Genomic DNA, 24065 nt, shown 5'->3' with positions numbered 1-24065 from the left:
TATTCTACCTAATGCCGAAGAAAATCACCATGCTCACGATGAGCGCGAAGATGCTAATCAGGTGCATGCGCCACACGATTTTGGAATTCATGAGCGGCTTGCTCGGGAAACGGCCTTCCCACTTCTTTTGGTAGTGGTGGTGGAGCGGTGCGCAAAGGAAGATGCGCTTGCCTTCGCCGGTGGTTTTCTTGGTGAACTTGAACCAGCTAATCTGGAGCAACACGGAGCATGCTTCGGCAATGATGATGATGCAAACGATGGGGAGGAAAAGACCCGCCTGCACCAGAATGAACATAATACCAATTGCGGCTCCAAAGCCCACGGAACCGGCGTCGCCCATGTAGATTTCGGCTGGAGGGCTGTTGAACCACAAGTAGGCGAGGAGTGCGCCTGCAATCGACATCGCAAGCGGGAATAGTTCGTCGCAGCCGGGCAGGTACGGAACACTCAGGTACTGGCTAAAGATAAAGTTGCCGCTCACGTAGGCCACGAGTCCAACGAAAATCATGCTTGAAAGAATCGGTACAGAAACAAGGCTGTCGAGACCGTCGGTAAAGTTGGTGCCGTTGGCAGAGGCTGCAATCACAAAAGTCATGAAGCCTACGAAAATCCAGTTGGGCAAATGAATCTGGAACACGTCGATGGGGCAGAAGGGGATGGTGAGGTCGCCCTTGAGTTCGGGGATGAACTTGTAGCAGAAAATGGCAACGACCAGGCTAAACAAGAAGTAGAGGAAAAGTCTAAGGCTGCTCGAAATACCGTCGGCCTTGTCCATGTAGTCGGCGGCCTTAAGCTTGCCGAGCTTGATCAGACGCTTGGCCTTGACCTTGGCGATGTCGTCGATGGCACCCACGGCAGAAAAAGCCGCAAGCACAATCAGGGTCGAAATGGTATAGCCGTTCATCTTGCATACCAGGAGCGAGACGATTTCTACCACAATCACCAGAAGAAGTCCGCCCATAATAGGGGGAGACTTGGATTTGCCGTCTTTATCGAAGTCCGAGGTCGCATCGAGGCTCTGGAGTTTGCGAATATAGACCGGCATAAGGCACATGACTAAGATGATAGAGAGCATGGCGGCGGTACCTGCGCGGAACAGACGGCCGTCGAAAAGATCAATACTGGTTAAATGATAAAGCCACTGACAAAGCATATAAAAATCGTAATTCGGAATTCAGAATTCGGAATTGTTGGTTGGTTGTTAAACTTTTCTCTTAAAAAATAATTTTTTGTTTGTTTTTTGGCTTTAGCCAGGTACACGAATGCGCCCGCATTTTCTAAATTAGGGAACATGAGCGAATTCCATATCGACTGCCCCCATTGCGGTACATCTTTCGACGCCCAGATTCAAGGTGATGGCGCCAACATGATGGTGTTTTGCTGCGCCCGCTGCAAGACTCCCTTGATGTATTATCATGGCGAGGTCGCAGAATTGGATCGCGACGAATTTGCCGGACTCCGCAAGAAACTCAGCCGCGCAATCGACGCCGTTGTCAGCAACGGCGGTGCCATGGGGGCTGTCGCCGAAGCCCTCAAGAAGATGGTGGATGCCTCCGAAGCCTTGGCCGAAGAACGTACTGAAAAGGGCGAAAACTTGCCAAGCCCGCGCGAAGGGTCTGCACCTTCGGAATTTGAAAATGTGGCCGAAAAAATCGCTGGCGCCATGGCGTCTAACGATGCTGAAAAGGTGCAACCGGCGGTTATTTCGGACGATGTTCTTGCCGATTTGCAAAAAGACCTCGACGAACTCGATGTCGACAGCTTCTTGGATAAGCTGTAGTTCCCTATGCTTGAATTTTTCATCGCAGCGCTTGTCGTGGGGATTGCCCCCGGGCCAGATAATTTATTCGTACTTGCCCAAAGTGCTGCCCACGGCGCCCGAGCCGGTTTTTGCGTGATTTTGGGGCTTTGCACGGGAATCATGGTGCAGACGGGGCTGCTGGTCGCGGGGGTTTCGGCGCTTGTTGCCGCAAGTCCGAAGGCGTTCTTTGTGATGCAATGTCTCGGCGCGGCGTACCTGCTGTATTTGGCGTACCGGAGTTTTCAAGTTCGCGCCGGAAACGTGGCTATAGATGATGAAAATCATAAGCCCAGCGATGTCGGCCATCCTTCTGCCCGCAAGCTTTACCTTCGCGGCATCATCATGAACCTTTCGAATCCGAAGGTGATTCTGTTCATGCTTTCGTTTATACCACCGGCCGTGCGCCTGGACCGCCCGATTCACCCGAGCTTGCAGACCGCTATCTTTGGCGCAGAATTCATTGTGGCGACCATGATCGTGTTCGGTTCGGTTGCCCTGTTGGCTGGCGCCGTCAAGAAGTTCCTGCTGAATAGCCCGAAGGCGAACCGCAACCTCAACTGGTTCAGCGGCTGTGTGTTCGTGCTCTTGGCTGTGGCGCTGTTCTTGGTTTAAAGCTGTTTTTCAATCAGCTTCAGGATTTTTTCAATCGCGACTTCAGGCGCATCGCTTGTGTCGCCGCCGGCGGCTCGGGTGTGGCCGCCTCCGCCGAATTCTTTTGCGATAGCGTTTACGTCTACAAAGTAGTTGCTGCGGAGGCTGATTTTGTACTTCCCGTTTACGGGGTACAAAAGCAAGGCCACTTCGGTGCCGCCGACTTCGCGGATGGTGTCAATGACGGTGGAAAGTTCCACGGGCGTGACACCGAAACGTTCCATGTCTTCGGGCGTAATGTAGCTGTAGACGACCTTGCCGCCTAAACCAAGCTTGCACTGCTGCATGGCATAGCCCGTAATGTGCGTCTGCTTGTAGGTGCGGGTGTAGTAAGTCTCGTTCACGATTTTTGCGAAGTCGACGCCAGCTTCAATCAAGTCACCCACCACCTGCATGGTGCGCTTGCCGGTGCAACTGTACTTGAAGGCACCGGTGTCGTGCACGATTCCCAGGTACAGGGAACTGGCTGTGTCGCGGCTGATTTTAGCCTTGTCGAGGTTTACGTATAGAACCTCGCTGGCGGAGCTTGCTTCGGGCTCTACCAGGTTCAGGGTGCAAAGGTTCAGCGGGTTGCTAATATGGTGGTCGATGTTGATGGTTTTCTTGGCTGACTTGATGCATTCGGCGCCGTTCGCGCCCACGCGTTCAAAACTCGGCGTATCCATCAAGAAGGCAAGGTCGTAGGGCTTGCCGCCGTTGCATTCGGCAGTCCAGGCAGAGCGGGCGTCGTTTGCCCCACGCAGAATCTTGTAGCTGTCGGGAAAGTTTTCAAGAAACAAGTCTGCCTGAATGGTGGGGTAGTTGTCCTTGATGTAGTTGTAAATGCCTGTGGTAGAACCCACGCAATCGCCGTCCGGGCGCACGTGCCCGAAAATGGCCACCGTCTTCGCTTCACTTAAAAATTCATCAATTCTCATAGTTGGGAATATAGCAAACATTTCTATATTTCGAACTATGAAGCTCCTTTTCACCGACCTTGACGGTACGCTCCTGACCGACGACAAGACCATTCTCGATGTAGACATGAAGGCTATCGAGGGAATGCTTGCCCGCGGGCACAAGTTGGTGCTCTGCACCGGGCGTCCGCTGACCAGCGCAAAGCAGCTGGCGCAAAAGTACGGCTTCGACAAGCCGGGCTTTTTCTTGGTGAGTTTCAACGGCGGGCTTATTTACGATTACGCCACCGAACAGTCCATTCTGACGCGTTACATTCCGGTAGAATCGGTCAAATTCATTATGGATGCGGCCCACAAGGCGGGCATGCACGCGCACACGTACTCGGGCGACCTGGTAGTTTCGGAATATGAGACGGAACAACTCAAGACATATTGCCGGCTGATGAAGATGGACTACGTGGTTGTCAAGGATATTCGCGACTACTACGGTGATTTTATCAATGTGGTGGTAAAGCCTCCCATCAAGGTGAATATCATTACGCCGTTTAATCACGATAGCCTGCTCGATTTTCGCGCCGAAATGCGCAAGAGCACGGCGGGCAAGCTCTTTGACGTGTTCAGCAAGCCCGAAATGCTCGAATTTTCGCACATGCAGTCCAACAAGGGCGATGCGGTGCGTTTTATGGCCGATTTTTACAAGGTCCCGCTTTCGGATACCATCGCCGTGGGCGACGAAGAAAACGACTGCCCCATGATCGAGGCCGCAGGTGTAGGAATTGCCATGGCGAACGCCTCCGATGTGGCAAAATCGGTGGCCGACTATGTCACAAAAGCGGACAATAACCACGGCGGAATTGCCGAAATTATCCAAAAATTCGTGATTTAGTCACTTTTATCACAAATATTCCAATTTGGAATATACAAGGTAACTTTTTTTGAACAAAATGGTAATCTTTGTTGTATCTTCTATATAGATATATAATATAGGGATATCGCAGGGGCATGAAACAATTCCAGTTTGATTACCATAGCATCACTACGTTGAAACGCGACCTTGACAAGATTAGCCTTTGGTGCAAGTCAAGAGTGTTTTCTCATGTGGTATTCCAGATTTATTCCAATTCCATGGATAAGGGGCAAATTGACCTAGTCTGCGACGTTATTTCGCAGAATTTCCCGAATTCCATTTACATGGGCTGCTCGACAGGTGGCAATATCATCGATGGGCGAATTTCCAATGCCGAAATTTCTGTTGTCTGTACGATTTTTGAATACCCTACGACTCAGCTAAAATTGTTGCAGTATACGATGGATGCGGACAATGCCGTTGATGTGGTTGGCAGTATTAAAGAAGAAATCAAGGCGAATCCGTGGGTGAAGGCGGTTGAACTGCAGCTGACGACTCTTGGTGTTTCTATGACACCGTTTTGCGATGCGTTCAAGGATGTGGACCCCTCGATTGCGATTTTTGGCGGTGGTGCCATTAATCCGAACTTGACAAGTACGGAAACATGCATTTTTTCGAATGTGGGCGGGTATTCAGGTAAGGGAGTCCTAGTCCTTTTGATGGGGGGTGAAGACTTCTTTGTCCATACCACCCATGTGATTGGCTGGAAACCCCTTGGCCGTGAATTTGTGGTGACAAAAGCGAAGGGGCCGGTGCTGTATGAACTGAATGGCGAGCCCGCTTATGAAATCTATCACCGCTATTTGAATATCCAGAATGACGAACACTTCATTTACAACACGCTGGAATTCCCGTTGTTCTACAAGCGCAATGGAATTGACATCATGCGTGCTCCGGTAGCCTGTAACGAAGATGGTTCCGTAAGTCATGTCGTCGGATATCGAAGAAGGCGTGAAGGTGCGCCTTGCTTATGGCGACCCGTGGACCATTCTTGAAAGTGTCCGAAATGACGGCCGTAATATAGGGGTGTTTAGCCCTGAAATAATCAAGGCGTTTTCTTGTGTAGTACGTCGAATCTTTTGGGGCAAAGAAGAAATCAGTAGTGAAACGCTCCCGCTGCAGAGCATTGCGTCTACTTCGGGTTTTTATTCTTCTAGCGAATTTTTGCGTACAGGCTGTTGCGTGAATCAGCACAATGCGACCCTTGTGATTGCAGGAATGCGCGAAGGCAAGGGCGGGGAACGTTATGATTTCGAAATGCCCGAGGAGGCGTTCTCGGGCAAGGTTTCCATGATTAACCGTCTGGCTACTTTTATCGATGTGGCGGCACAGGAGCAAGCCGAAACTTACGCAAAACTGCAGTTGACCTCTATTACGGATTCCTTGGCGGAGGTGTTTAACCGTGGCGAAATTCAACGCCGAATTACCCAGTGCGTGACGGCGGGGCGACCTGGCTGTCTTGTAATGTTCGATATCGATAATTTTAAACAAATTAACGATGCCTGGGGCCACAAGGAAGGTGATAACGTTATTCAAGAAATCGGCCGTCTTTTGAGAAGAGTTGCCGATGAAACCGGAGTATCCGGGGTCGATGCGGCTGGCTTTAATATGACTGATTTTGGGGGGATGTGTGCAAAGGAATACGAACTTCATGGTGGAGACTCTTTACAGCCTGTTCCTGTGATTCTGAATGTAAAATCTCCCATTGGCCGTTGGGGAGGCGAAGAATTCATGGTGCTTTTGCAGGATTCCTCGTTAAAAACGGCTATAGATTTTGCTGATAGGGTGCGTGTCGCGTTCAATGATATTACATTTAAAAAAGCTGGACGTCGTTCCGTGAGTGCCGGTGTAACCGAACTTCGGAAGGGCGAAAGTGCTGATACTGCATTCGTTCGTGTCGACAAGGCTCTTTACAAAGCCAAGAATAACGGCAAGAACTGCATTGTGGTATCAGAAGGAGAAAATGATGGATAGCGTTGTCAAAGCGAAAATTGATTCCTTGTATGAGGCTTTTTCGGTACTTGCGAATGGTGCATACACCTATGTCACCGATATGAGGACGGATTGGACCCGCTGGTCTAAAGAGGCTGTTCACTATTTTGGCTTACCTGACGAATATATGCAGGGGGTAGCTTATGCCTGGATGGAAAAAATCCACCCGGATGATCGCGCCGCCTATAAAGAAAATATTGACAAGGTCATGAGCGGCCAGACGAATGAACATAATCTTCAGTATCGCGTGTTGACAAAAGATGGCCGCTACATTGTTTGCACCTGTCGTGGGGTATTGCTCCGTGACGAACATGGAAACCCGGACTATTTCGGCGGGATGATCAAGAACAATGACACCCTAAGCTATTATGACGATGTTTCCAACATGAGAAGCCTTTATGGTTTTTTGGAAGACCTGCAGTCGACGAGTTGGCGTGGTGAAAGCCTGCAGGTGATGATTTTGGGCATTAATGATTTTTCTCGTCTGAATGAAATTTACGGCTACACGTTCGGAAACCGCGTGCTCCAGGAATTTTCAAAGATGATCAAGGTCGAAGCCCATGGCATAGGCGACTGGTACCGGATGGATGGAACCAAGTTTGCTATTGTCTGCCAGAAAGCCTCTGTTGAAGACCTGAAAAACCTGTACAAACGTATCCAGTACAATTCCCTTCATGATTTTAATGTGGATGGAACCCGCGTGGTTCTTTCGTTTGTCGCAGGAGCCATCAACCTCGAAAAATTTGATGTCAGCGTAGAAACCGTTTATTCTTGCCTGCGCTTTGCCTATTACGAATCCAAGAATAATCACTTGGGTGATTTGTATATTCTTAAGAACGACGTAAACGACGACAAGCGTTTCGCCATCGAGCGTATCAATGTGATTCGCAATAGCATCGTGAATCATTGCGATGGGTTCTACTTGTGCTACCAGCCGATTGTGGATGCCAACACCGAAAAGATTATTGGCGCCGAGGCTTTGATCCGTTGGAAAAACGAGGAGTACGGCGTTGTACCTCCGGTAGAATTTGTCGATATTTTGGAACAAGATAATTTGTTCCCGGAACTGGGTAAGTGGATTCTAAGGACTGCAATCAAGGATGCTAAAGTATTCCTTGAATCGTATCCGGGCTTTGTAATCAACGTAAACCTTTCGTACACCCAGCTAGAAAAGCCGAATTTTGTAGAAAGCGTACTTTCTATTCTGGAAGAGGAATCGTTCCCGCCGCAGAACCTGTGCCTGGAAATTACGGAGCGTTGCCGCCTTTTGGATATGGCTCTTCTTAAAGATATCTTTACGCGGCTGCGCAATAAGGGTGTCAAGGTGGCGCTCGATGACTTCGGTACCGGCTTCAGCTCTATTGGCGTGTTGCGTGAACTGCCGGTGACTACGGTGAAAATCGACCGCAGCTTTGTCATGAATATCGAACAGGATACTTCTGACCAGAAGACTGTTCGTTTTATTTCGGAACTGGCGGATTCCTTCTCGTCGTCGGTAACTGCAGAAGGTATCGAAACGCCCGAAATGCGTGAATTCCTGCTGCGATTCAAGGTCAAGAGCCTGCAGGGGTTCTACTACTCGAAACCGCTGCCGGTTGACGAGTTCATGGCCAAGTACGTGAATGTGTAGGCGCCTGTGGCTCGATTATTATGGCTCAAAGGGGCGAAAGCCCCGAGCTCATACCTGAGACCTCGTAGCCTCTTTCTATATTTCTCGGCATGAAGAATATTCTTGAACGTCTGGGCGTTAGCCGCAGGCATTTTGTTGTAATTGGAATTACGCTTGCCGTTCTGGTAGTCGCATTCCTTATATTCAATAACTTAACCGTTTCGTATGCCCGTCGCTGGGATATTGACTGGGGCTATTACTCCATTCTTTCGACCTTCATTTTGCTGGTCGTAGGCGTTGTCGTCAATTTCCCTGTTGTCGCGCGGGGCTGGAAAAGCTTTAGGCCTTCGGGCAAGAGCATTTGTGCCTTTGCGGGGATTGCGCTCGTGTTTTCGGTATTCATGTTCGGAAACATCAGCAACACGCACCGCGTGCTCAGCGATGAAACGAGCTGGGAATCCATGGGTCTCCAGATGTTCTTTGACCACACGGGTGGCGTCTGTAACGAGGGCATTTGGAAAAACGGGGTGTTGGATTGCAAAACCGAAGTGAACAACTTCAAGGGCAAGGCGCTGGGTTTTGTGTATTCGCTGGTGTTCAACTTTATGGAACCCAACCGCGATACAGCCCTGTTGGTCAACTTCCCGTTCTATTTGCTTAGCCTGCTGTTTTTCTTCTTTGCGCTTTCCAAGTGGTTCAAGAACGAATGGGCGGCGCTTGCGGCAACAGCCTTCTTGGGCGGTATGCCGATTTACCTTTTGCAGGCGCGTTCCGCCTCGACCGAAGTGCTGTACATCTTCTTGCTTGCGGTTCTCATGGCGTGGTATGCCTTCGTGCCGGCAAACAAGGTGAACTGGAAACATTTCCTCTTGACCGTTCCTCTGCTTGGATTCTTTGCCCAGACTAGGCAAGAAACGGTGTTTGCGTTTATTCCGTTTGCCCTTTACTACTACAAGTATTTCTTTGAAAAACCACATAGGCTTCCGCTGTTTGTGGCGTCCGTGATAGCCGTGAGCTGGCCTTCGGTGAATACCATGGCTGCTTACCGTGGTTACGATTTCCAGGGGGGCGAACATGCGGCGCATTCGCTAGAAAACTTCTGGTTCAACCTGAAGACGAATATCGAAGTCATGATGAACTTGGACCAGGATTCGTCTTTTGGCGGCATCATGCAGAATCCGTTCTATACCACCTTTACCGTTATTCTGCTAGCCGCTACGGCTTGGCTCCTGTTCCGCTTGATTTATTCCCGCAGGTATTGGCGCGGCGCTTTGCTTGGGATCACGTTCTGCTTGCAGATTTTCGTGATTCTTTTGAACGTGTCGGGTACGTTTACGATCGATATCAACCAGCGTTACGTGCTGGTGGCGCTCCCGCTGTTTGCCTTGATTATGGCGCTTGGCCTTTACGATGCACTGGAATTTTCGACCAAGATGAAGCCCGAGGCGGCCGGCAAGATTATTCTGGCTGTCGCGACGGCCCTCTCGGTCGGCCTCATGATTTATCATGGCGATAGCTACCGCCACAACATGCTCTACTACAAGAACAAGTTGCTGGGCGAAGAAGACTACCTCGACAAGGCGCTTGAAAACTATCCGAAGAATTCCATATTCATTTATGCTCGCCCCTGGCAGATGCTTGCTTCGGGACACAGTTCTTTCAGTGAACGTTCCTTTATGAGCTGGGATAACGAAACCTTCGCCAAATGGCAGCAGGTTTCGGGCGGAAACATTTACATGGTGCGTGGCCAGGACGGCTATGGCGAACTCAACCGCAAGTCCCGCGTGGTGGGTTTCAAGACGACTGACCAGGTGGACGAAATCTTGAAGGACTACAAGAGCGAACGCGTGTTGATTGAACCCAAACTGTTCGGTTACCCGCTCGCGATGTACAAGATTACAGCAAAGAAGGGCGTGTCGACCTACCTGCAGAATTTCTTTGTGAGCGACATGGAAAACAATGCCATGGTCGTGAACAAGCGATTCCCCGAAACCATCACTTGCAATTATTCCTTGAATGGTGAGCTGCAAGAAGAATTGATGCTTTCGCTGAATTCGGATACGCTGTTGCTGGATTCGTCAAAGATTATGGCGGGCATGAACCGCGTGACCTTTGAATGCCTGATGCCGGATTCCGACACGCTTACGCTCAAGAAGGATTTCTTTGTGGAATCGCCCGAGGTGATGTTGCTTTCGGAACTCAAGATGGAAAGCTTTGAACAGGCCTGGGGACAGCCGCAAAAGAATGCGACGGTGGAACACCGCAAGATTACGATTGACAAGGAAGTGTTCCGTTATGGAATCGGGTCTCATGCGCCGTCTTATTTAAGGTATACGCTCCCGCGTTCGTACAACAAGTTCCATGCGGTTATCGGCCTTGACGATGAAAGCGTCGGTGGCGATGGAGCCTCGTTCATTGTGATGGGTGACAACCGCGAACTGTTCCGCAGCAAGCGTATGTATTCGACCGAAAAGCAGACGATTGCGGTTGATATTACGGGCGTTCGCGTGCTGGAACTCCGCCTGGACGAAGGCGACAAGCATGACAAGGACTTTGACCACGGTGATTGGGCGAATGCCTGGCTGGAGGCTGCTCGTTGAAAGTTCTAGTGGCACCACTTGACTGGGGGCTGGGGCATGCGACTCGTTGCGTGCCCGTGATTCGGGAATTCCTGAATCAAGGTGCTGAGGTCGAACTTGCGGTGGTGCGCTCGAATGCGGCTTTGCTGCGGGAGTTCTTTCCGGACTTGCGTCAGCGATTGGCACCGTCTTACAACATTGTTTACCCCAAGCATGGCTACAATATGGGCCTCTGGCTTGTCAAGAACGGGGTACACTTGCGGACGGTGATGAATTATGAACATCGCTTTTCCGAAGAAATGGTGCAGCGTTACCATTACGATGTGTTGGTATCGGATAACCGATTCGGTTTTTACAGCCGGAATGCAAAATCGATTTATATGACGCACCAGCGCCGCATCGCTTTCCCGAAGGTGCTTTCGGCATTTGAACCGCTCGGTATGCTTTGGCATGCCTCGGTCATGAAGCATTTTGACGAAGTTTGGGTGCCGGATTTGCCCGAAACTCCGGGCTATGCGGGATCGCTATCGCATGTGAAGACTTGCCCGGTGCCGGTAAAGTATGTGGGGGCGCTCTCGCGTTTTGAAGGCGAAAACCTGACGGCGAAATCGGATGTGCGCTATCGCTTTGTGGCGGTCGTTTCGGGAGTGGAACCTGCCCGAACTCGCTTTGAAAATCTGTTGCGTAAGACGCTTGTGAAAATTCCCGGTCGCCATGCGATTATTCTAGGGAAACCCTCGCTTGGCGTAAAGAGCTCCAACGAACAGAACCTAGACCTGTTCACGCACTTGCCCGATAATCAGTTTGCGGCGGTAGTGAAAAATGCGGAATGGGTTGTTTCGCGTGGTGGTTACAGTACCGTGATGGATATGGCGGTGCTTGGTGCCCGCTGTATTTTTGTGCCGACGCCCGGACAGTATGAACAGGTGATTCTGGGCCGCGACCTTGCCCGCGAAGGTTTTGCAGCGACCATCGATGAATCCAAGTTCTCGACTGAAACTTTGATTGCCGCTGTCAGTGAAAAAGCCCGCGTCGCTTTGCCGAAACCCGAAGATGATAATAAACTGCTGAAGGATGCTGTATATGCCTCAATTCATTCTCGCTTTTCCTCTCACTAAAGAAGTTAACGAACCGCTCGCTTTGACCGAAACCGTGACGCTTGCTGCCGATGCGACGTCTGCAATTATTCCTGGTTGCAGCGTGATGTTTAAGGTAATTCGCAAAGAACGTGTGGCCGGCCTTGCCGATATTTTCAAGGAACACCAGGATGTTCCGGCTGAAACCGCCGCCGCAATTGAAGCGCACAAGTCGCTGCTGTTCCTGCTCGGCGAAGTCAAGAAGATCGAAGAAGTGACCCAAGTGAATATGGCTATTCTGAAGGTCTTTAACGCGGGTGCGCTGGGCGTGTACATGCAGCAGTGTGGCGCCGCCTGGACCGATGCGGGTTTCCGCGAAGAAGTGGGCGATGGTGAATACCCGATGGACCCGTGGATTAATTTCGTGGAAGCGGGCGATACGATTTATACGCTCGGACTTGCAACTTTCGTGCTGCCGGATTTGTGCATCGCGGCTAGTGCCGAGGACCCGCAAGAAGCTTTGTTGATGGCAGCCGATTCCTTGTTCGGCGATGACGTTCCGGCCAAGTCCGGCTCCGAAGTCGATCTAGGCGAAGGCGTGCATTACGTGCTCCGCGCCGAAGCCAAGAACCCGTTCCCGAAGGATTCGCCTGAATACAACAAGCAGGGAGTCTTGAGGCTAATCAAAAAGTAAATGCAGACGGCAGGTGGTTTTGTTGCCACACGGATTGGAAAAATCTAACGATTTTTCTGATTTTTTTCTCGTTAGGAAATTCGACAAATGCGTAAGGCGAATGTTGCAGGGCTGCTTGCAGACCTATAACTGAGCCTAGCATTTGGTACAGGAGCGTCAGCGACTGTACAATCAGTGTGGCAAAAAAAGCCGGCGTTTAAGCCGGCTTCTTTATTTTCATTAGGGCGGGTTTACCCCGCCGTTTTTATATACTACAATTCCGGCTGCTTGCCGGTGAGGCGCACGAAGATTTCTTCGTACTTGGCGAGCGTGTTCTTCACGACTTCAGGCGGAATTTCCGGACCCGGGTAGGTCTTGCCCCAGTCGAGAGTTTCCAGCCAGTCGCGAACGTACTGCTTGTCGAAGCTTTCCTGGTTCTTGCCCACCTGGTACTTGTCGGCCGGCCAGTAGCGGCTGGAGTCCGGCGTGAGCACTTCGTCAATGAGGATGGTTTCGCCGTCGATTTCACCGAATTCGAACTTGGTGTCGGCGAGGATGATGCCCTTGCTTGCGGCGTAGTCGCGGGCCTTCGTGTAGATGTCCAAAGACATGTCGCGGAGAGTCGTTGCAACCTTTTCGCCAACGATGTCAAAAGTCTGTTCGAAGCTGATGTTTTCGTCGTGGCCAACGTCGGGCTTGGTGCTCGGCGTGTAGAGCGGCTTTTCGAGCTTCTGGCAGAGCTGCAGGCCTTCCGGGAGAACGTGACCGCAAATCTTACCGGTCTTCTGGTAGTCCTTCCAGCCAGAACCCACGATGTAGCCGCGCACGATGCATTCCACGGAATGGCGGTGGGCCTTCTTCACGATCATGGAACGGCCGCGGAGGTAGTCGGCGTGCTTCTTGAGCACGGCCGGGTATTCGTTCACGTCGGCGGTGATGAGGTGGTTCTTCATGCCGAGGTGCTGGAACCAGAACAGCGAAAGCTGGTTGAGGATTTTGCCCTTACCAGGGATCGGGGTGGGAAGCACCACGTCAAAAGCGGAAAGACGGTCGCTGGCGACCATCAGGAAGCTGTCGCCCAGGTCGTACATGTCGCGTACTTTACCCTGGTGGAACAGCGGAACTTCGGTAATGGGGGTTTCGAATTTTAAGCTCATAGTAGCCCAAATATAGGAAAATAGTGGGCTGTTGGCACTATGCAGTCGGCAGGAAAAATGACCGGCTTACAGGTCTTTGTACTGCGAAAGCTTGCGCCCGCTGTTCAAGGCGATGCGGATCAAATCGTGGATTTTGTCGGTCCGGGCAGGGAAATCCACCGGGTGGAGAGCGATGCGGGGGAGTCCGACAGGAACCTTCAGGGCGATGGCACCGAACTTGAAGGCGGCCTTGATTAAAAAGTCGGGGATACCTGCGAAACTGGCGACAGGGGAGGCGTAGCGCTTGCCTTTGGCGGTCACCAGGGCGAATCGTTCTTCGTAAAGCATTTTTTCGGCATGCACCTGGCTCGGCAGGAACTTGTTGCTGTACCAAGTCGGCGGGACAAATGCGGTGGGCTTTTCGGAGTCTCCGATTAATTCTTTCCAGGCGTCTAGCCCCAAGTGCAAAAGTCTGCTCGATTCAAATTCGCTAAGGCCTGCAAATTCGGCTTCGCCGCCGGTCAGGTTCATTCCGATAAGGCCGGCGTAGCTGCGACCCTGGCTGAATTCGGCCTGGTGCTTGTAGCCGTGGAGGGCGAGCTCGAATCCGCCGGCTTTAAGTTTCTGGAGTGTTTCGCGAAAGCCCTTGACCATGTCGGACGGGGCCTTGTCGGTGTCCGGGATAACGAGTACACTGAAAGGGGCGCCCGCCAGGTCCTTGAGTTCTTCAAGAATCGGGGCGACTTTCTGGTAGTTCCAGACGCTGAAATCGTGAAAGCACAAGAGAAATTTGCGAGCCATGACTTTGAAGATAGTAATTTACTATCTTTCCCGTCATGTTTGAATCTATTATTCTCGGCCTGTTGCAGGGCCTCGCCGAATTCCTCCCCATTTCTAGCTCCGGCCACCTTGTGCTTGGGCACGAACTTTTAGGCATGAACGAAGCGGGCATGTTCTTCGATATCATGCTCCATGCCGGCACCTTGCTGTCCATCTTCGTGGTGTTCCACAAGAAGATTACTGACATCATCGTGGGTTGCCTCCGCAAGAATCCGGACCAGCTCCGCGAAGCGGGCTACATTATCTTGGCTAGCATTCCGACGGCTTTGATTGGCCTCGGTTTCAAGGATGCTCTCGAAGGCCTGTTCGAAAACCCGCGTGCCGTGTGTGTCGCCGAACTCTTTACGGGCTTGCTCCTGTTTACTTCGCAGTGGGGCGCAACTGGTGCCAAGCATCCGGATAACGAAGGCGTCAAGATGAACTGGTGGCGTGCTCTCGTGACCGGTACGGTACAGGGCATTGCCTGCATCCCGGGCATCAGCCGCAGCGGCTCTACCATCAGCGCCATGATGTTCATGGGCGTGAACCGCAAGTACGCCGGTGAATTCAGCTTCCTCATGAGCATTCCTGCCGTGGGCGGTGCTGCTCTCCTCGATTGCATCAAGTGGATCAAGTGCCAGAGCATGACTCCCGAAAAGGCTCTCCTCGACCCGGAAAAGGCCATGAAGTGTGCCGACGCCGGTGGCTTTACCCCCGAACTTTTGGTGGGCATGGTCGTGTCGTTTATCTTCGGCATCATCGCCCTCAAGTGGCTTATGACCTTCTTGCAGAAGGGCAAGTTCCAGCACTTCGCCTGGTACGTCTGGGCTGTGGGTATCCTCGGACTGATCTTTATCTAAGTCCTTGAAATTAAATTAAGGCGGCCGCAAAGGTCGCCTTTTTTGTTTGCGGTCTTGTGTGAGCAACGAAGCCCCTGTTATTAAACAGGGGCGGTTGCGAGAGTGAGTGCGTTCGTATTGCTTAGTGGCAATGAGCACGAACGGTCCTGTGTTGGCATGGTTCTTGCAAATACTAGTGCGAAAACAAAGCGGAAAGTAGATTTTGTTTCAAAATGAAACATGGTTTTGCTAATTCGCTTCAAATTTTAACGATAAATGGAGATAAATAATGGCAACAGAGAAGATGGAATTCCAGACCGAAGTTCGCGACATGCTGAACTTGATGATCAACTCCCTTTATAGCAACAAGGAAATCTTCCTCCGCGAGCTTGTTTCCAACGCGGCGGATGCACTCGACAAGCGTCGTTTCCTCTCGCTCTCGAACGCCGACTTGCTTCCGCAGGGCACGCAGCTCCGCATCGACATCTCGGTGAACAAGGAAGGCAAGAGAATCGTCGTGGAAGACAACGGTATCGGCATGAACAAGGAAGACTTGATCAACTGCCTCGGTACCATCGCCCGTAGCGGCACCAAGAATTTCATCAAGAACCTCAAGGAAGGCGACAAGGGCAGCGTCGATCTCATCGGCCAGTTCGGTGTGGGTTTCTACTCTGTGTTCATGGTCGCCAAGAAGGTCGAAGTCTTGACTCTTAAGGCAGGCGAAACTCAGGGCTACATGTGGTCCTCCGAAGGCACCGGCGACTTCGAGATTTCTGAAGCACCGCTCGACAAGGTCGGCACCAAGATTACTTTGTACCTGAAGGATGACGAAGACGCCGAAGAATTCGCCAGCGAATGGAAAATCAAGGACATCGTCCAGAAGTACAGCGGCTTCGTGAGCTACGGCATCTACTTCCACCCGGAAGCCTCCAAGAACGACAAGGGCGAAATCGAAGAAAAGCCCGAAGAACGCCTGAACGAAAAGCAGGCCTTGTGGCGCCAGAGCGAAAAGGAAGTCACCGAAGAACAGTACAAGGATTTCTACAACGTCATCAGCCACGAAGCCGACGAACCGGCCGCCTGGAGCCACAGCCACGCCGAAGGTTCCCAGGAATTCTGGAGCCTCGTGTATATTCCGTCGAAGGCCCCGTTCAACATTTGGCACAACGATGCTTTGCATGGCCTCAAGCTCTACGTGAAGAAGGTCTTTATCATGGACGACTGCAAGGACCTGCTGCCGCCTTGGCTCCGCTTTGTGCGCGGCGTGGTGGATAGCGAAGACTTGCCGCTGAATGTGTCCCGTGAAATCTTGCAGAACAACAAGATTATCACCAACATCCGTAAGCATGTGATCAAGAAGGTGCTCGACTCCCTGCAGAATATGGCCGACAAGGATGCCGCGAAGTACAACGCCTGGTGGCGCGAACTCGGCATGGTCCTGAAGGAAGGCTTCTACATGAACTGGGAACATCTTGACGAACTCAAGAAGTTGCTCCGTTTCGAAAGCACCAAGACCGAAGGCGACGCTCTCGTGGGCCTCGACGAATACGTGAAGCGCATGCCGGAAGGCCAGAAGGAAATTTACTACCTCATCGGCGACAAGAATGCTGTGAAGTCTAACCCGATGCTCGAAGCCTTCAAGGCCAAGGGCTACGAAGTGTTGCTCATGAGCGACGGCATCGATGAATTCATGATGTCTAGCCTCCAGGAATTCGGCGACAAGAAGTTCCACGACATTGCCCGCGGCGATGTGGACTTCGAAAAGACCGAAGACGAAAAGAAGGCCGAAGAAGCCAACAAGGGTATCTTCAAGGGCCTCTGCGAAAACCTGCAGAAAGTCTTGGATGAAGACATCAAGGAAGTCCGCGTGTCCAGCCGCCTCAAAGACAGCCCCTGCTGCCTTGTGACCAGCGAAGACGCCATGAGCGCCCAGATGGAACGCATGATGAAGGCGATGGGCCAGAAGAACTTGCCGAAGAGCAAGCGCATTCTGGAAATCAACCCGACGCACCCGATTTGCGAAATGCTCAAGAAGAAAGCCGAAGCCAAGGAAGACCTGGGCGACTGGCCGAAGGCCCTCTACGGCCAGGCCCTGCTTGCCGAAGGCTCTCCGCTTCCGAACCCGGCTGAATATGTCGCGGCAATTACCAAGTTGCTGACCGCCAGCGTGAAGTAGTGAACGTCATTGCGAGCGTTAGCGAAGCAATCCATCAAAAAAGACCGCGATTCACTCGCGGCCTTTTTGTATTCAAACTTATTGTTAGAACGATTCTCTTAAATCAATCGTAATGCCGATGTGCTTGCCGTCGACAAGTGAGAGGTCGCCGCGGGCGTGTAGCTTTTCGGTCTTGTTCAAGGCGAGGCGCCCGCCGAAGCCTACGGCGTAATGCACTTGGCGCCTAAAGAGTTCGCTGAAGTAGGGCGCCGATTGCAAGGCTTCACCAAAGATAACGCCGGCGAATCGCCAGAAGAGCGGGCGGCGGAATTCCATTTGCCAGATTAAGGCTTGCGTGTCGCTCCAGATGCCCGATTCTACGCCGCGGAATCGCTTGGTGCCGTCGGGGCCGGCGAGGCAGCCGAGCGGAACATTGTCGCCGCGGCTCTGTTTTGCGTAAAGCCCGAGAGCGATTGAGGTCTCCCAGAATAGGGGCGCGTAAAATCTCGCGTCAAGCGTTTCGGTGTGGAAACTAAAGTCGCCACCGAAAAAGATTTCTTCGAAGCTTGCGTAGTAGCCTTTGGTGGGCCAGTTGTCGTTGTCTTTTTTATCGAGAACCAAAAGGTAGCCGCCGCCCAAATAAAATCCGTCTTGGTAATTTTTGGGGATGTCGCTTCCGAGTTCGTTGTCGCGGGCTTCACCTTCTAATACAACGCCGTAGCGCAGAGGAATGTTGTTCGAAATGCCGAAGTTCATTTCGAAGGGAATTTTGCCGTAGACAAAGGAACTCTTGTATTCGTCTATGCGGTCAAAATCTCCGCGGGCGCCGCGCTCGAATAGCGAGTATTGCCACTTGTTCAAGTTGAGTTTTGCCGGAATGTGCAAATGGTCTTGGAAAAGCCACAAGTTCGGGGCGTACTGGAATTGGAACTGCCTGCGCGTGGTTCCGCGTGCAATAAAGTCCATCGAAGAAATGTTTTCGCCTTCTTGGAACGGCCTGAAGAACAGGACGAAAACCGCGCCGTACTGGATTTTGGTTTCTTCGGTGTAGGCGCCAAAGGGTAGCACTGAGAATCGCTGGAATTCGTCTTGTGCATGAGCGCAGATGGCAAAGACCAGGCTTGCGATTATGGCGTAAACGAACTTCATGGCACAAGTATAGTAAAGGTTTATTTGTTATATTTGATTAAACTTCACATTTCACACTTCACACCACACATTTCGAAGCGAAGCGAGCTAATATGGCCGAACAGAATAAAGCAGAAAAATTCGTTTTCTACATGTACAAGATGACCAAGTCCTATCCGCCTAACAAGGAGGTGCTGAAGGACATTTCTTTGAGCTTCTACTATGGCGCAAAGATTGGTATCATCGGCCAGAACGGTGCCGGTAAGTCGACACTCCTGCGTATTATGGCGGGTATCGACAAGGAATTCCAGGGTGAAGCTTGGATTGAACCGGGCCGCACCGCAGGCTACCTGCCGCAGGAACCGCAGTTGGACCCGAACCTGACCGTCAAGGAAAACGTGATGCAGGCTGTGGCCAAGAAGCAGGCCATTCTCGACCGCTTCAACGAAATCTCCATGAAGTTTGCCGAACCCATGGAAGACGACGAGATGAACAAGCTCCTGGACGAACAGGCAAAACTCCAGGATATCATCGATGCGCAGGATTTGTGGAGCCTCGACCGCAATATCGAAATTGCGATGGACGCACTTCGTTGCCCGCCGGGCGACTGGCCGGTGACGAACCTCTCCGGCGGTGAAAAGCGCCGCGTGGCTCTTTGCCGCTTGCTCCTCGAAGAACCGGATTTGTTGCTCCTTGACGAACCGACGAACCACTTGGATGCCGAAACGGTTGCTTGGCTCGAACGCCACCTCCGCGAATACAAGGGCTCCGTGATTCTCGTGACCCATGACCGTTACTTCCTTGACAACGTGACGAACTGGATTTTGGAAATTGACCGCGGTCGCGGCATTCCTTGGGAAGGCAATTACGCCCAGTGGCTTGACCAGAAGCTTGAACGCATGAAGAACGAAGAAAAGGGTGAATCTGACCGTCAGAAGCGCCTCGCTCGCGAACAGGAATGGGTGAAGGCTTCTCCGAAGGCTCGCCAGGCCAAGAGCAAGGCTCGTCTCAAAGCTTACGAAGACTTGCTTGCTGAAGATTCTCGCGAACAGATCAAGGTCGCCCAGATTCACATTGCAAACGGCAAGCGTTTGGGCGATATCGTGATTCAGGCGGAACACTTGCAGAAGGCCTTTGGCGACAAGGTGCTCTTCGACGACTTGAATTTCAGTTTGCCGCGTTCTGGCATCGTGGGCATTATCGGCCCGAACGGTGCGGGTAAGACAACGTTGTTCAAGATGATTATGGGCCAGGAAAAGCCCGATGGCGGTACTCTCAAGATTGGCGAGACCGTAGAAATCATCAGTATGGAACAGGGCCGCGACAGCCTCGATGACAGCAAGACCGTGTGGGAAGAAATCACCGGCGGTAACGACGAGATTATGGTGGGCGACCGCAAGATGAACGGCCGCGCCTACTGCGGACTCTTCAACTTCACCGGTGCTGCCCAGCAGAAAAAGCTCACGGCCCTTTCGGGTGGTGAACGCAACCGTGTGCTCATGGCCAAGAACCTGCAGAAGCCGGGCAATGTGCTCTTCCTCGACGAACCGACCAACGACCTCGACATCGAAACGCTGCAGGCCCTGGAACAGGCGATTCTCAAGTTCGCAGGCTGCGCCGTGATTATCTCCCATGACCGCTGGTTCCTGGACCGCATCGCCACCCACATCCTCGCTTACGAAGGCGATTCCAAGGTGGTGTGGTTCGAAGGCAACTGGAGCGAATACGAAGCCGATCGTCGCAAGCGCCTCGGCGAAGATGCCGACAATCCGAAACCCATCAAGTACAAGACTCTCACGAGACAGTAATTGAAAAAGGCGGCCATCGAGCCGCCATTTTTAATTTTCGTTAAGAGAATCGTTCGTACAACGCATCTCTTTCGACCGGTTCCAAGCCTTCGTTCAAGATAAGGCTCTTCATGCGCTCGGGGCTCATGCCCACGGGAACCGTGGCGCCGGCGGCGTGCGTAATCTTTTCTTCGATAATCGTACCATCCAAATCCGATGCGCCGGCGTGGAGCGCCTTCATCGCGGTCTCGATTCCCATCTGAATCCAGTACGCCTTAATGTGCGGGAAGTTGTCGAGGAAAAGTCTTGCGACAGCGACCGTGCGCAAAATGTCTTCTTCGCTGGTGATATTCGGAACGATTTTATGCAACGCATTGTGTTCCGGATGGTACACCAGCGGAATGAAGGCGAAAAAGCCCGGAGCTTCGTCCTGCAAGTCGCGCAGCATCTTCATGTGGGCGATGCGGTCTTCAATCTTTTCGATGTGGCCGAACAGCATGGTCGCATTCGTCGGGATTCCAATCTTGTGGGCCGCGCGGTGAACGTCGAGCCATTCTTCGCCGGTTTCCTTGCCCGGACAAATTTGGTCGCGAACATCTTGCACCAGGATTTCGGCGCCACCACCGGGCAGAGCGTCAAGGCCCGCTTCTTTCAGCGTGCTCATAATCTGCAGCGGAGTCTGTCCCGAAATTTTGGCGAAGTGGCAAATTTCCACGGCGGTAAACGCCTTCAAGTTCACCTTCGGAAATTCCACACGCAACTTGCGCAACATCTCGATGTAGTAATCGAACGGATGGTCCGGATGCAAGCCGCCTACAATGTGCAATTCGCGGGCGCCGCCAGCAATCGCTTCGGCGGCCTTGTTACGAATGGTGTCGTAATCCCAGTCGTAGGCGGTGGGGCTATCCTTCTTGATTTTCGAAAATGCGCAGAACTTGCAGTGCAACACGCACACGTTGGTGTAGTTGATCTGGCGGTTGTTCACCCAATACACGGACTTCCCGTGCCTGCGTTCCTTTTCGGCGTTGGCGCGGGCACAGAGTTCGTCGAGGGGGGCGTTTAAAAATAAGTCTAAAGCTTCAGCTTCGGTCAGGCGTGCCATGTTACATCTCGGGGATGTCTACGTTATAGCTTGCCTTGTGTCCGGCTTCGTCAACGAGCTTGATGGTGAAGGTTCCTTCTTCGGGGAGCTGGGCTCCTTCAATCACGATTTCGCGAGGCTCGGAATCGTATTCAGCTGCAACCCATTTCTTGCCGACCTGCACCGTAATGGCGTTGCCGTCAGGAATGCCTGCATACTTGAACTGCACCGGAACCTTCAGGGCTGGCTGACGCACGCCGCTGATCATCATGTCTGACCAGTAGGGGAATCCGAGTGTCGGCGCTTCGGTGCTTTCGATGTTGGCAATGTCGCGGATTTCGTTCATGGTAGCGCAGCGGTTCTTGCCCTTGGTCTGCTTGCTAAAGTAGAACCAGTTGCGGGTCGTTTCGCCGAGCCAGTAAAGCGGTTGGTTGTTTTCCGGATTGTCGATGCAAACGGTCCAGTTGCCGAGCTGCATGCCCTTCGGGTGGAATTCAAAGTAATCCAGGCTATCAGTATGCGTGCGGGTCACGGCCAAAATCTTCTTGGTGGTGTCGCGGCCCGTCGGAATGCCGGTGAGCTTCTGCGTAATGCCCACGTTGCCAAGCTTGGTAGACCAATTGACGCTTCTCTGGTACTGGTTGAAGGCGTAAAGTTCAATGCTTGCATCTGCAGCGACGCCATCGCCCGTAGAACGAGCGTCAGCGGTATAGTGGATGCTGGTCATTTCGGGGTAGATTTCAAGGAGGCGGCCAATCGTAATCGGTGCGGGCTTGAATGCCTTACACATGTCTTCTTCGATAATCTGGTCGCCGGCCATGGCGGTGAACTTCATGCCGTTCTTGCAACGGAACAAGTCAAGCATCGGGCGGCTGAGGAACGTGAACAGCGGGGAAGCCTGGTCCTTGTACAGCTGCATGGGCTTGTCGCTCTTGCAGCGCGGGTGGAACGTGAACTTCTTGCTCACCTTGTTGCCGCTATAATCTTCGGCTTCAATGGTGTAAGTCGAAAGTGGGGCGAGCTTGGCGTTCACATAGTGCCAGTCGCCTGCGGTGTCGGCTTCTTCGGCCCACAGGAGCTGGTCGCGAATCAGAGCCATCTTGCTGTAACGCAGCGTGTCGAGAATTTCTTCAAAGATCTTTTCGTCGTAGCGCCATACTGTAAGACGGCGTATAGACATCGGATTGTCCTTGGGCTCGCGGCTGTAGTCTGCAATCTTTACGGCCATGCTCAAGTTGAATTCGTTCTTTACCGGAGTTTCGACGCAACCCTTGCTCAATGCTTCGGGGTTGGTGACGGCCATGTGGTTGCCCTGCCAAACGGCAACGCCAAAAATCTGCGGGGCCAAGGTATCGGTAATCACGACGCCTGCCTGCACGGGGTTCACGATACGGTCGTTGTCCAGGCGGACTTCCAAATGCAAGTGCGGGTTTCCGATACCGGTGCTGCCCGAGAAGGTCAGCGTGTCGCCCTTCTTGTAGCTTGCATTTGTCTTGATCGTGACGTCGTTCTTCTTGGATGCATACTGTTTCTTGATAATCTGGTCGTCAAGCTTGCCGAAGCTGCTCTGGTGAGCGAATGCCCAGGTCTTGCCGCTGTTGCCCTTGAAGAGCATCAGCTTTCCGTAGTGGAACGGGGAAACTCGCAGTTCTACAACTTTGCCGTCTTCGGGCGCGTAAATGGGCCAGCCTTCTTCCATTTGAGTGGAGTAGTCAAAGCCTGCGTGGTAACGCGTGCCGCGGTTCTCGCCAAAGCTCGAGGTCAGGTAAGCGTCGCGGTTGAACGGGCGGTAAGTTGGTTCGTCTGCTTTGAGAACTCTCTTTTCCGCCATGCCGTCGGCGTTATTGACTTTGTTCGCATCGGCGCTTGCGCCGAAGTTGTCGTTAGATACTTTTTCGCCGGATTTTGCCTTGATGCAGTCTTCGTAAGCGAAGGCATCCATGGTCTTTTCGTTGCATTCGGCGGCGAAGGTGGTAGGCACTAAGGCAATGCCGGCCATTGTGCCCAAGAACATACCCTTGCGGGTGATTTTAGCGAGTTTGTTCAAGATTGTAGTATCCATACCACAAAAATACAAAATTATTACAAACTAGCGGGCGAGGTTGTTTGTTTTGCAGGTTTTATGTGATACAAAAAAAGAACCGTTTGCTTGAGCAAACGGTTCTTGTCTAGTGGAGCTAAGGAGAGTCGAACTCCTGACCTCCTGCATGCCATGCAGGCGCTCTACCAACTGAGCTATAACCCCGAAGGACGAGCCAAATATAGAAGAACTAATCTGACTTGTCAAGGGTGGGTCATGAAAAAAAGTGAAATTTTTTCACGACCCGTTGTTTTTAGGCCTTTTCGATGGTCACGGATTCGATAATCACGTCTTCGTACGGGGCGTCGCGGCGGTCAGTCTTGACGCCTGCGATTTCGTCGAGGACTTCGAAGCCTTCGTAGAGCTGGCCGAATACGGAGTAACCGTCAGCGGGGCCGGGGCCAACCTGGTCGTGGTCCAAGAAGTGCACGTTGTCGCCGTGGACAATGAAGAACTGGCTGCCGATGGAGTTCGGCATGGCGGTCTTGGCCCAGCTCAGGGCGCCGCGCATGTGGGTGAGGCGAGGATCGTACTTGTCGCCGATCGTGGTGCCGGGGCCCTTGGCGGAATGGCCACCCGTGCCGTTTCTACGGGTAAAGTCGCCACCCTGGATCATGAAGTCCTTGATAATGCGGTGGAACGGAGCGCCGTCGTACTTGCCCTGCTTGGCGAGTTCAACGAAGTTCGTGGCGCATTCGCCAACGATATCTTCGAAAATGCGCAGCTTCATGGTGCCGTGGTTGGTCTTCATGATGGCGATGGTTTCGCCTGCTTCGGGTTTGCCAAGCTGATTAAACATAAAATCTCCTATTAATGTCCCGACAGGGCGCTGCCGGGGTTTAATGATTCTTTTCTT

The 24065-nt window shown here is 52.2% G+C and carries 20 protein-coding genes and 1 tRNA gene; 12 read left to right on the top strand and 9 right to left on the bottom strand.

Features of this window, described 5'->3' with window-relative positions; genetic code table 11:
• Positions 1 to 4 precede the first annotated feature (4 nt).
• On the bottom strand, positions 5 to 1153 hold the full coding sequence (gene mraY, locus B7989_RS09165; protein WP_088628202.1) for a phospho-N-acetylmuramoyl-pentapeptide-transferase: 1149 nt from the start codon (positions 1151 to 1153) through the stop codon (positions 5 to 7).
• Positions 1154 to 1291: 138 nt separating this feature from the next.
• Here mraY and B7989_RS09160 point away from each other — a divergent pair, with 138 nt between their 5' ends.
• Both B7989_RS09160 and B7989_RS09155 read left to right on the top strand, forming a co-directional pair.
• Positions 1292 to 1780, top strand: a complete 489-nt coding sequence (locus B7989_RS09160) for a hypothetical protein (RefSeq protein ID WP_073317886.1) — start codon at positions 1292 to 1294, stop codon at positions 1778 to 1780.
• A gap of 6 nt (positions 1781 to 1786) precedes the next feature.
• Complete coding sequence (locus B7989_RS09155) at positions 1787 to 2413, top strand: LysE family translocator (protein ID WP_088628201.1); 627 nt, start codon at positions 1787 to 1789, stop codon at positions 2411 to 2413.
• On the opposite strand, the gene B7989_RS09150 is transcribed toward B7989_RS09155, so the two are convergent.
• Positions 2410 to 3369, bottom strand: a complete 960-nt coding sequence (locus B7989_RS09150; protein WP_088628200.1) for a bifunctional oligoribonuclease/PAP phosphatase NrnA — start codon at positions 3367 to 3369, stop codon at positions 2410 to 2412. The genes B7989_RS09155 and B7989_RS09150 overlap by 4 nt on opposite strands.
• A 37-nt stretch (positions 3370 to 3406) precedes the next feature.
• Here B7989_RS09150 and B7989_RS09145 point away from each other — a divergent pair, with 37 nt between their 5' ends.
• The 7 genes from B7989_RS09145 (at position 3407) to B7989_RS09115 (ending at position 12205) form a co-directional block, all read left to right on the top strand.
• Positions 3407 to 4234, top strand: coding sequence for an HAD family hydrolase (locus tag B7989_RS09145; protein ID WP_088628199.1), 828 nt, complete (start codon positions 3407 to 3409; stop codon positions 4232 to 4234).
• A 116-nt stretch (positions 4235 to 4350) separates the two neighbouring features.
• The gene (locus tag B7989_RS09140) at positions 4351 to 5250 is read left to right on the top strand and encodes an FIST N-terminal domain-containing protein (protein WP_088628198.1); all 900 of its coding nucleotides are present in this window, start codon (positions 4351 to 4353) and stop codon (positions 5248 to 5250) included.
• Entirely contained in the window at positions 5183 to 6229 is a 1047-nt protein-coding gene (locus B7989_RS09135) for a sensor domain-containing diguanylate cyclase (protein WP_088628197.1), read from the top strand. Before B7989_RS09140 ends, B7989_RS09135 begins: the two co-directional genes overlap by 68 nt.
• Complete coding sequence (locus tag B7989_RS09130; protein ID WP_088628196.1) at positions 6219 to 7877, top strand: EAL domain-containing protein; 1659 nt, start codon at positions 6219 to 6221, stop codon at positions 7875 to 7877. Before B7989_RS09135 ends, B7989_RS09130 begins: the two co-directional genes overlap by 11 nt.
• Positions 7878 to 7966: 89 nt before the next feature.
• Positions 7967 to 10456, top strand: a complete 2490-nt coding sequence (locus B7989_RS09125; protein ID WP_088628195.1) for an NPCBM/NEW2 domain-containing protein — start codon at positions 7967 to 7969, stop codon at positions 10454 to 10456.
• On the top strand, positions 10453 to 11553 hold the full coding sequence (locus tag B7989_RS09120) for a glycosyltransferase (protein WP_088628194.1): 1101 nt from the start codon (positions 10453 to 10455) through the stop codon (positions 11551 to 11553). The genes B7989_RS09125 and B7989_RS09120 overlap by 4 nt, the downstream gene beginning before the upstream one ends.
• Positions 11519 to 12205: a hypothetical protein gene (locus B7989_RS09115; protein WP_088628193.1), complete on the top strand. Its 687-nt coding sequence runs from the start codon at positions 11519 to 11521 to the stop codon at positions 12203 to 12205. The genes B7989_RS09120 and B7989_RS09115 overlap by 35 nt, the downstream gene beginning before the upstream one ends.
• 251 nt (positions 12206 to 12456) lie before the next feature.
• Here the strand turns inward: B7989_RS09115 and B7989_RS09110 are convergent, their stop codons facing one another.
• Together B7989_RS09110 and B7989_RS09105 are read right to left on the bottom strand one after the other, a co-directional pair.
• Positions 12457 to 13341, bottom strand: a complete 885-nt coding sequence (locus tag B7989_RS09110) for a phosphoribosylaminoimidazolesuccinocarboxamide synthase (protein ID WP_088628192.1) — start codon at positions 13339 to 13341, stop codon at positions 12457 to 12459.
• A 66-nt stretch (positions 13342 to 13407) separates the two neighbouring features.
• Entirely contained in the window at positions 13408 to 14121 is a 714-nt protein-coding gene (locus B7989_RS09105) for a polysaccharide deacetylase family protein (protein WP_088628191.1), read from the bottom strand.
• A 35-nt stretch (positions 14122 to 14156) separates the two neighbouring features.
• Between B7989_RS09105 and B7989_RS09100 the strand changes: the two genes are divergently transcribed.
• Positions 14157 to 14999, top strand: a complete 843-nt coding sequence (locus B7989_RS09100; RefSeq protein ID WP_088628190.1) for an undecaprenyl-diphosphate phosphatase — start codon at positions 14157 to 14159, stop codon at positions 14997 to 14999.
• A gap of 268 nt (positions 15000 to 15267) precedes the next feature.
• On the top strand, positions 15268 to 17154 hold the full coding sequence (gene htpG, locus B7989_RS09095; RefSeq protein WP_088628189.1) for a molecular chaperone HtpG: 1887 nt from the start codon (positions 15268 to 15270) through the stop codon (positions 17152 to 17154).
• 84 nt (positions 17155 to 17238) lie between these two features.
• On the opposite strand, the gene B7989_RS09090 is transcribed toward htpG, so the two are convergent.
• Positions 17239 to 18282, bottom strand: coding sequence for a BamA/TamA family outer membrane protein (locus B7989_RS09090; RefSeq protein ID WP_088628188.1), 1044 nt, complete (start codon positions 18280 to 18282; stop codon positions 17239 to 17241).
• Between the two features lie 92 nt (positions 18283 to 18374).
• Here B7989_RS09090 and ettA point away from each other — a divergent pair, with 92 nt between their 5' ends.
• A complete protein-coding gene (gene ettA / locus B7989_RS09085) occupies positions 18375 to 20069 on the top strand; it encodes an energy-dependent translational throttle protein EttA (RefSeq protein WP_088628187.1) in 1695 nt (564 codons plus the stop codon).
• A gap of 40 nt (positions 20070 to 20109) precedes the next feature.
• On the opposite strand, the gene mqnE is transcribed toward ettA, so the two are convergent.
• From mqnE to B7989_RS09065, 4 genes are all read right to left on the bottom strand, one after another.
• Positions 20110 to 21150 carry an aminofutalosine synthase MqnE gene (gene mqnE / locus B7989_RS09080; protein ID WP_088628186.1) on the bottom strand — a complete coding sequence of 347 codons (1041 nt, stop codon included), beginning with the start codon at positions 21148 to 21150 and terminating at the stop codon, positions 20110 to 20112.
• 1 nt (position 21151) lies between these two features.
• The gene (locus B7989_RS09075) at positions 21152 to 23191 is read right to left on the bottom strand and encodes a M23 family metallopeptidase (RefSeq protein WP_233144342.1); all 2040 of its coding nucleotides are present in this window, start codon (positions 23189 to 23191) and stop codon (positions 21152 to 21154) included.
• A gap of 110 nt (positions 23192 to 23301) precedes the next feature.
• Positions 23302 to 23374, bottom strand: a tRNA-Ala gene (locus B7989_RS09070).
• Between the two features lie 88 nt (positions 23375 to 23462).
• Entirely contained in the window at positions 23463 to 24008 is a 546-nt protein-coding gene (locus B7989_RS09065; protein ID WP_073317843.1) for a peptidylprolyl isomerase, read from the bottom strand.
• Between the last annotated feature and the right edge of the window lie 57 nt (positions 24009 to 24065).

It is taken from the genome of Fibrobacter sp. UWB5 (assembly GCF_002210295.1).
Classification (GTDB): domain Bacteria; phylum Fibrobacterota; class Fibrobacteria; order Fibrobacterales; family Fibrobacteraceae; genus Fibrobacter.
Note: the sequence above shows the minus strand (reverse complement) of the source record. Positions and strands in the feature narration are given on the sequence as shown.

Bases quoted from the DNA above. Each gene is read 5' to 3' on its own strand.
- mraY (WP_088628202.1), bottom strand. From the start codon at position 1,153: ATGCTTTGTCAGTGGCTTTATCATTTAACCAGTATTGATCTTTTCGAC.
- B7989_RS09160 (WP_073317886.1), top strand. From the start codon at position 1,292: ATGAGCGAATTCCATATCGACTGCCCCCATTGCGGTACATCTTTCGAC.
- B7989_RS09155 (WP_088628201.1), top strand. From the start codon at position 1,787: ATGCTTGAATTTTTCATCGCAGCGCTTGTCGTGGGGATTGCCCCCGGG.
- B7989_RS09150 (WP_088628200.1), bottom strand. From the start codon at position 3,369: ATGAGAATTGATGAATTTTTAAGTGAAGCGAAGACGGTGGCCATTTTC.
- B7989_RS09145 (WP_088628199.1), top strand. From the start codon at position 3,407: ATGAAGCTCCTTTTCACCGACCTTGACGGTACGCTCCTGACCGACGAC.
- B7989_RS09140 (WP_088628198.1), top strand. From the start codon at position 4,351: ATGAAACAATTCCAGTTTGATTACCATAGCATCACTACGTTGAAACGC.
- B7989_RS09135 (WP_088628197.1), top strand. From the start codon at position 5,183: ATGTCGTCGGATATCGAAGAAGGCGTGAAGGTGCGCCTTGCTTATGGC.
- B7989_RS09130 (WP_088628196.1), top strand. From the start codon at position 6,219: ATGATGGATAGCGTTGTCAAAGCGAAAATTGATTCCTTGTATGAGGCT.
- B7989_RS09125 (WP_088628195.1), top strand. From the start codon at position 7,967: ATGAAGAATATTCTTGAACGTCTGGGCGTTAGCCGCAGGCATTTTGTT.
- B7989_RS09115 (WP_088628193.1), top strand. From the start codon at position 11,519: ATGCCTCAATTCATTCTCGCTTTTCCTCTCACTAAAGAAGTTAACGAA.
- B7989_RS09110 (WP_088628192.1), bottom strand. From the start codon at position 13,341: ATGAGCTTAAAATTCGAAACCCCCATTACCGAAGTTCCGCTGTTCCAC.
- B7989_RS09105 (WP_088628191.1), bottom strand. From the start codon at position 14,121: ATGGCTCGCAAATTTCTCTTGTGCTTTCACGATTTCAGCGTCTGGAAC.
- B7989_RS09100 (WP_088628190.1), top strand. From the start codon at position 14,157: ATGTTTGAATCTATTATTCTCGGCCTGTTGCAGGGCCTCGCCGAATTC.
- htpG (WP_088628189.1), top strand. From the start codon at position 15,268: ATGGCAACAGAGAAGATGGAATTCCAGACCGAAGTTCGCGACATGCTG.
- B7989_RS09090 (WP_088628188.1), bottom strand. From the start codon at position 18,282: ATGAAGTTCGTTTACGCCATAATCGCAAGCCTGGTCTTTGCCATCTGC.
- ettA (WP_088628187.1), top strand. From the start codon at position 18,375: ATGGCCGAACAGAATAAAGCAGAAAAATTCGTTTTCTACATGTACAAG.
- mqnE (WP_088628186.1), bottom strand. From the start codon at position 21,150: ATGGCACGCCTGACCGAAGCTGAAGCTTTAGACTTATTTTTAAACGCC.
- B7989_RS09075 (WP_233144342.1), bottom strand. From the start codon at position 23,191: ATGGATACTACAATCTTGAACAAACTCGCTAAAATCACCCGCAAGGGT.
- B7989_RS09065 (WP_073317843.1), bottom strand. From the start codon at position 24,008: ATGTTTAATCAGCTTGGCAAACCCGAAGCAGGCGAAACCATCGCCATC.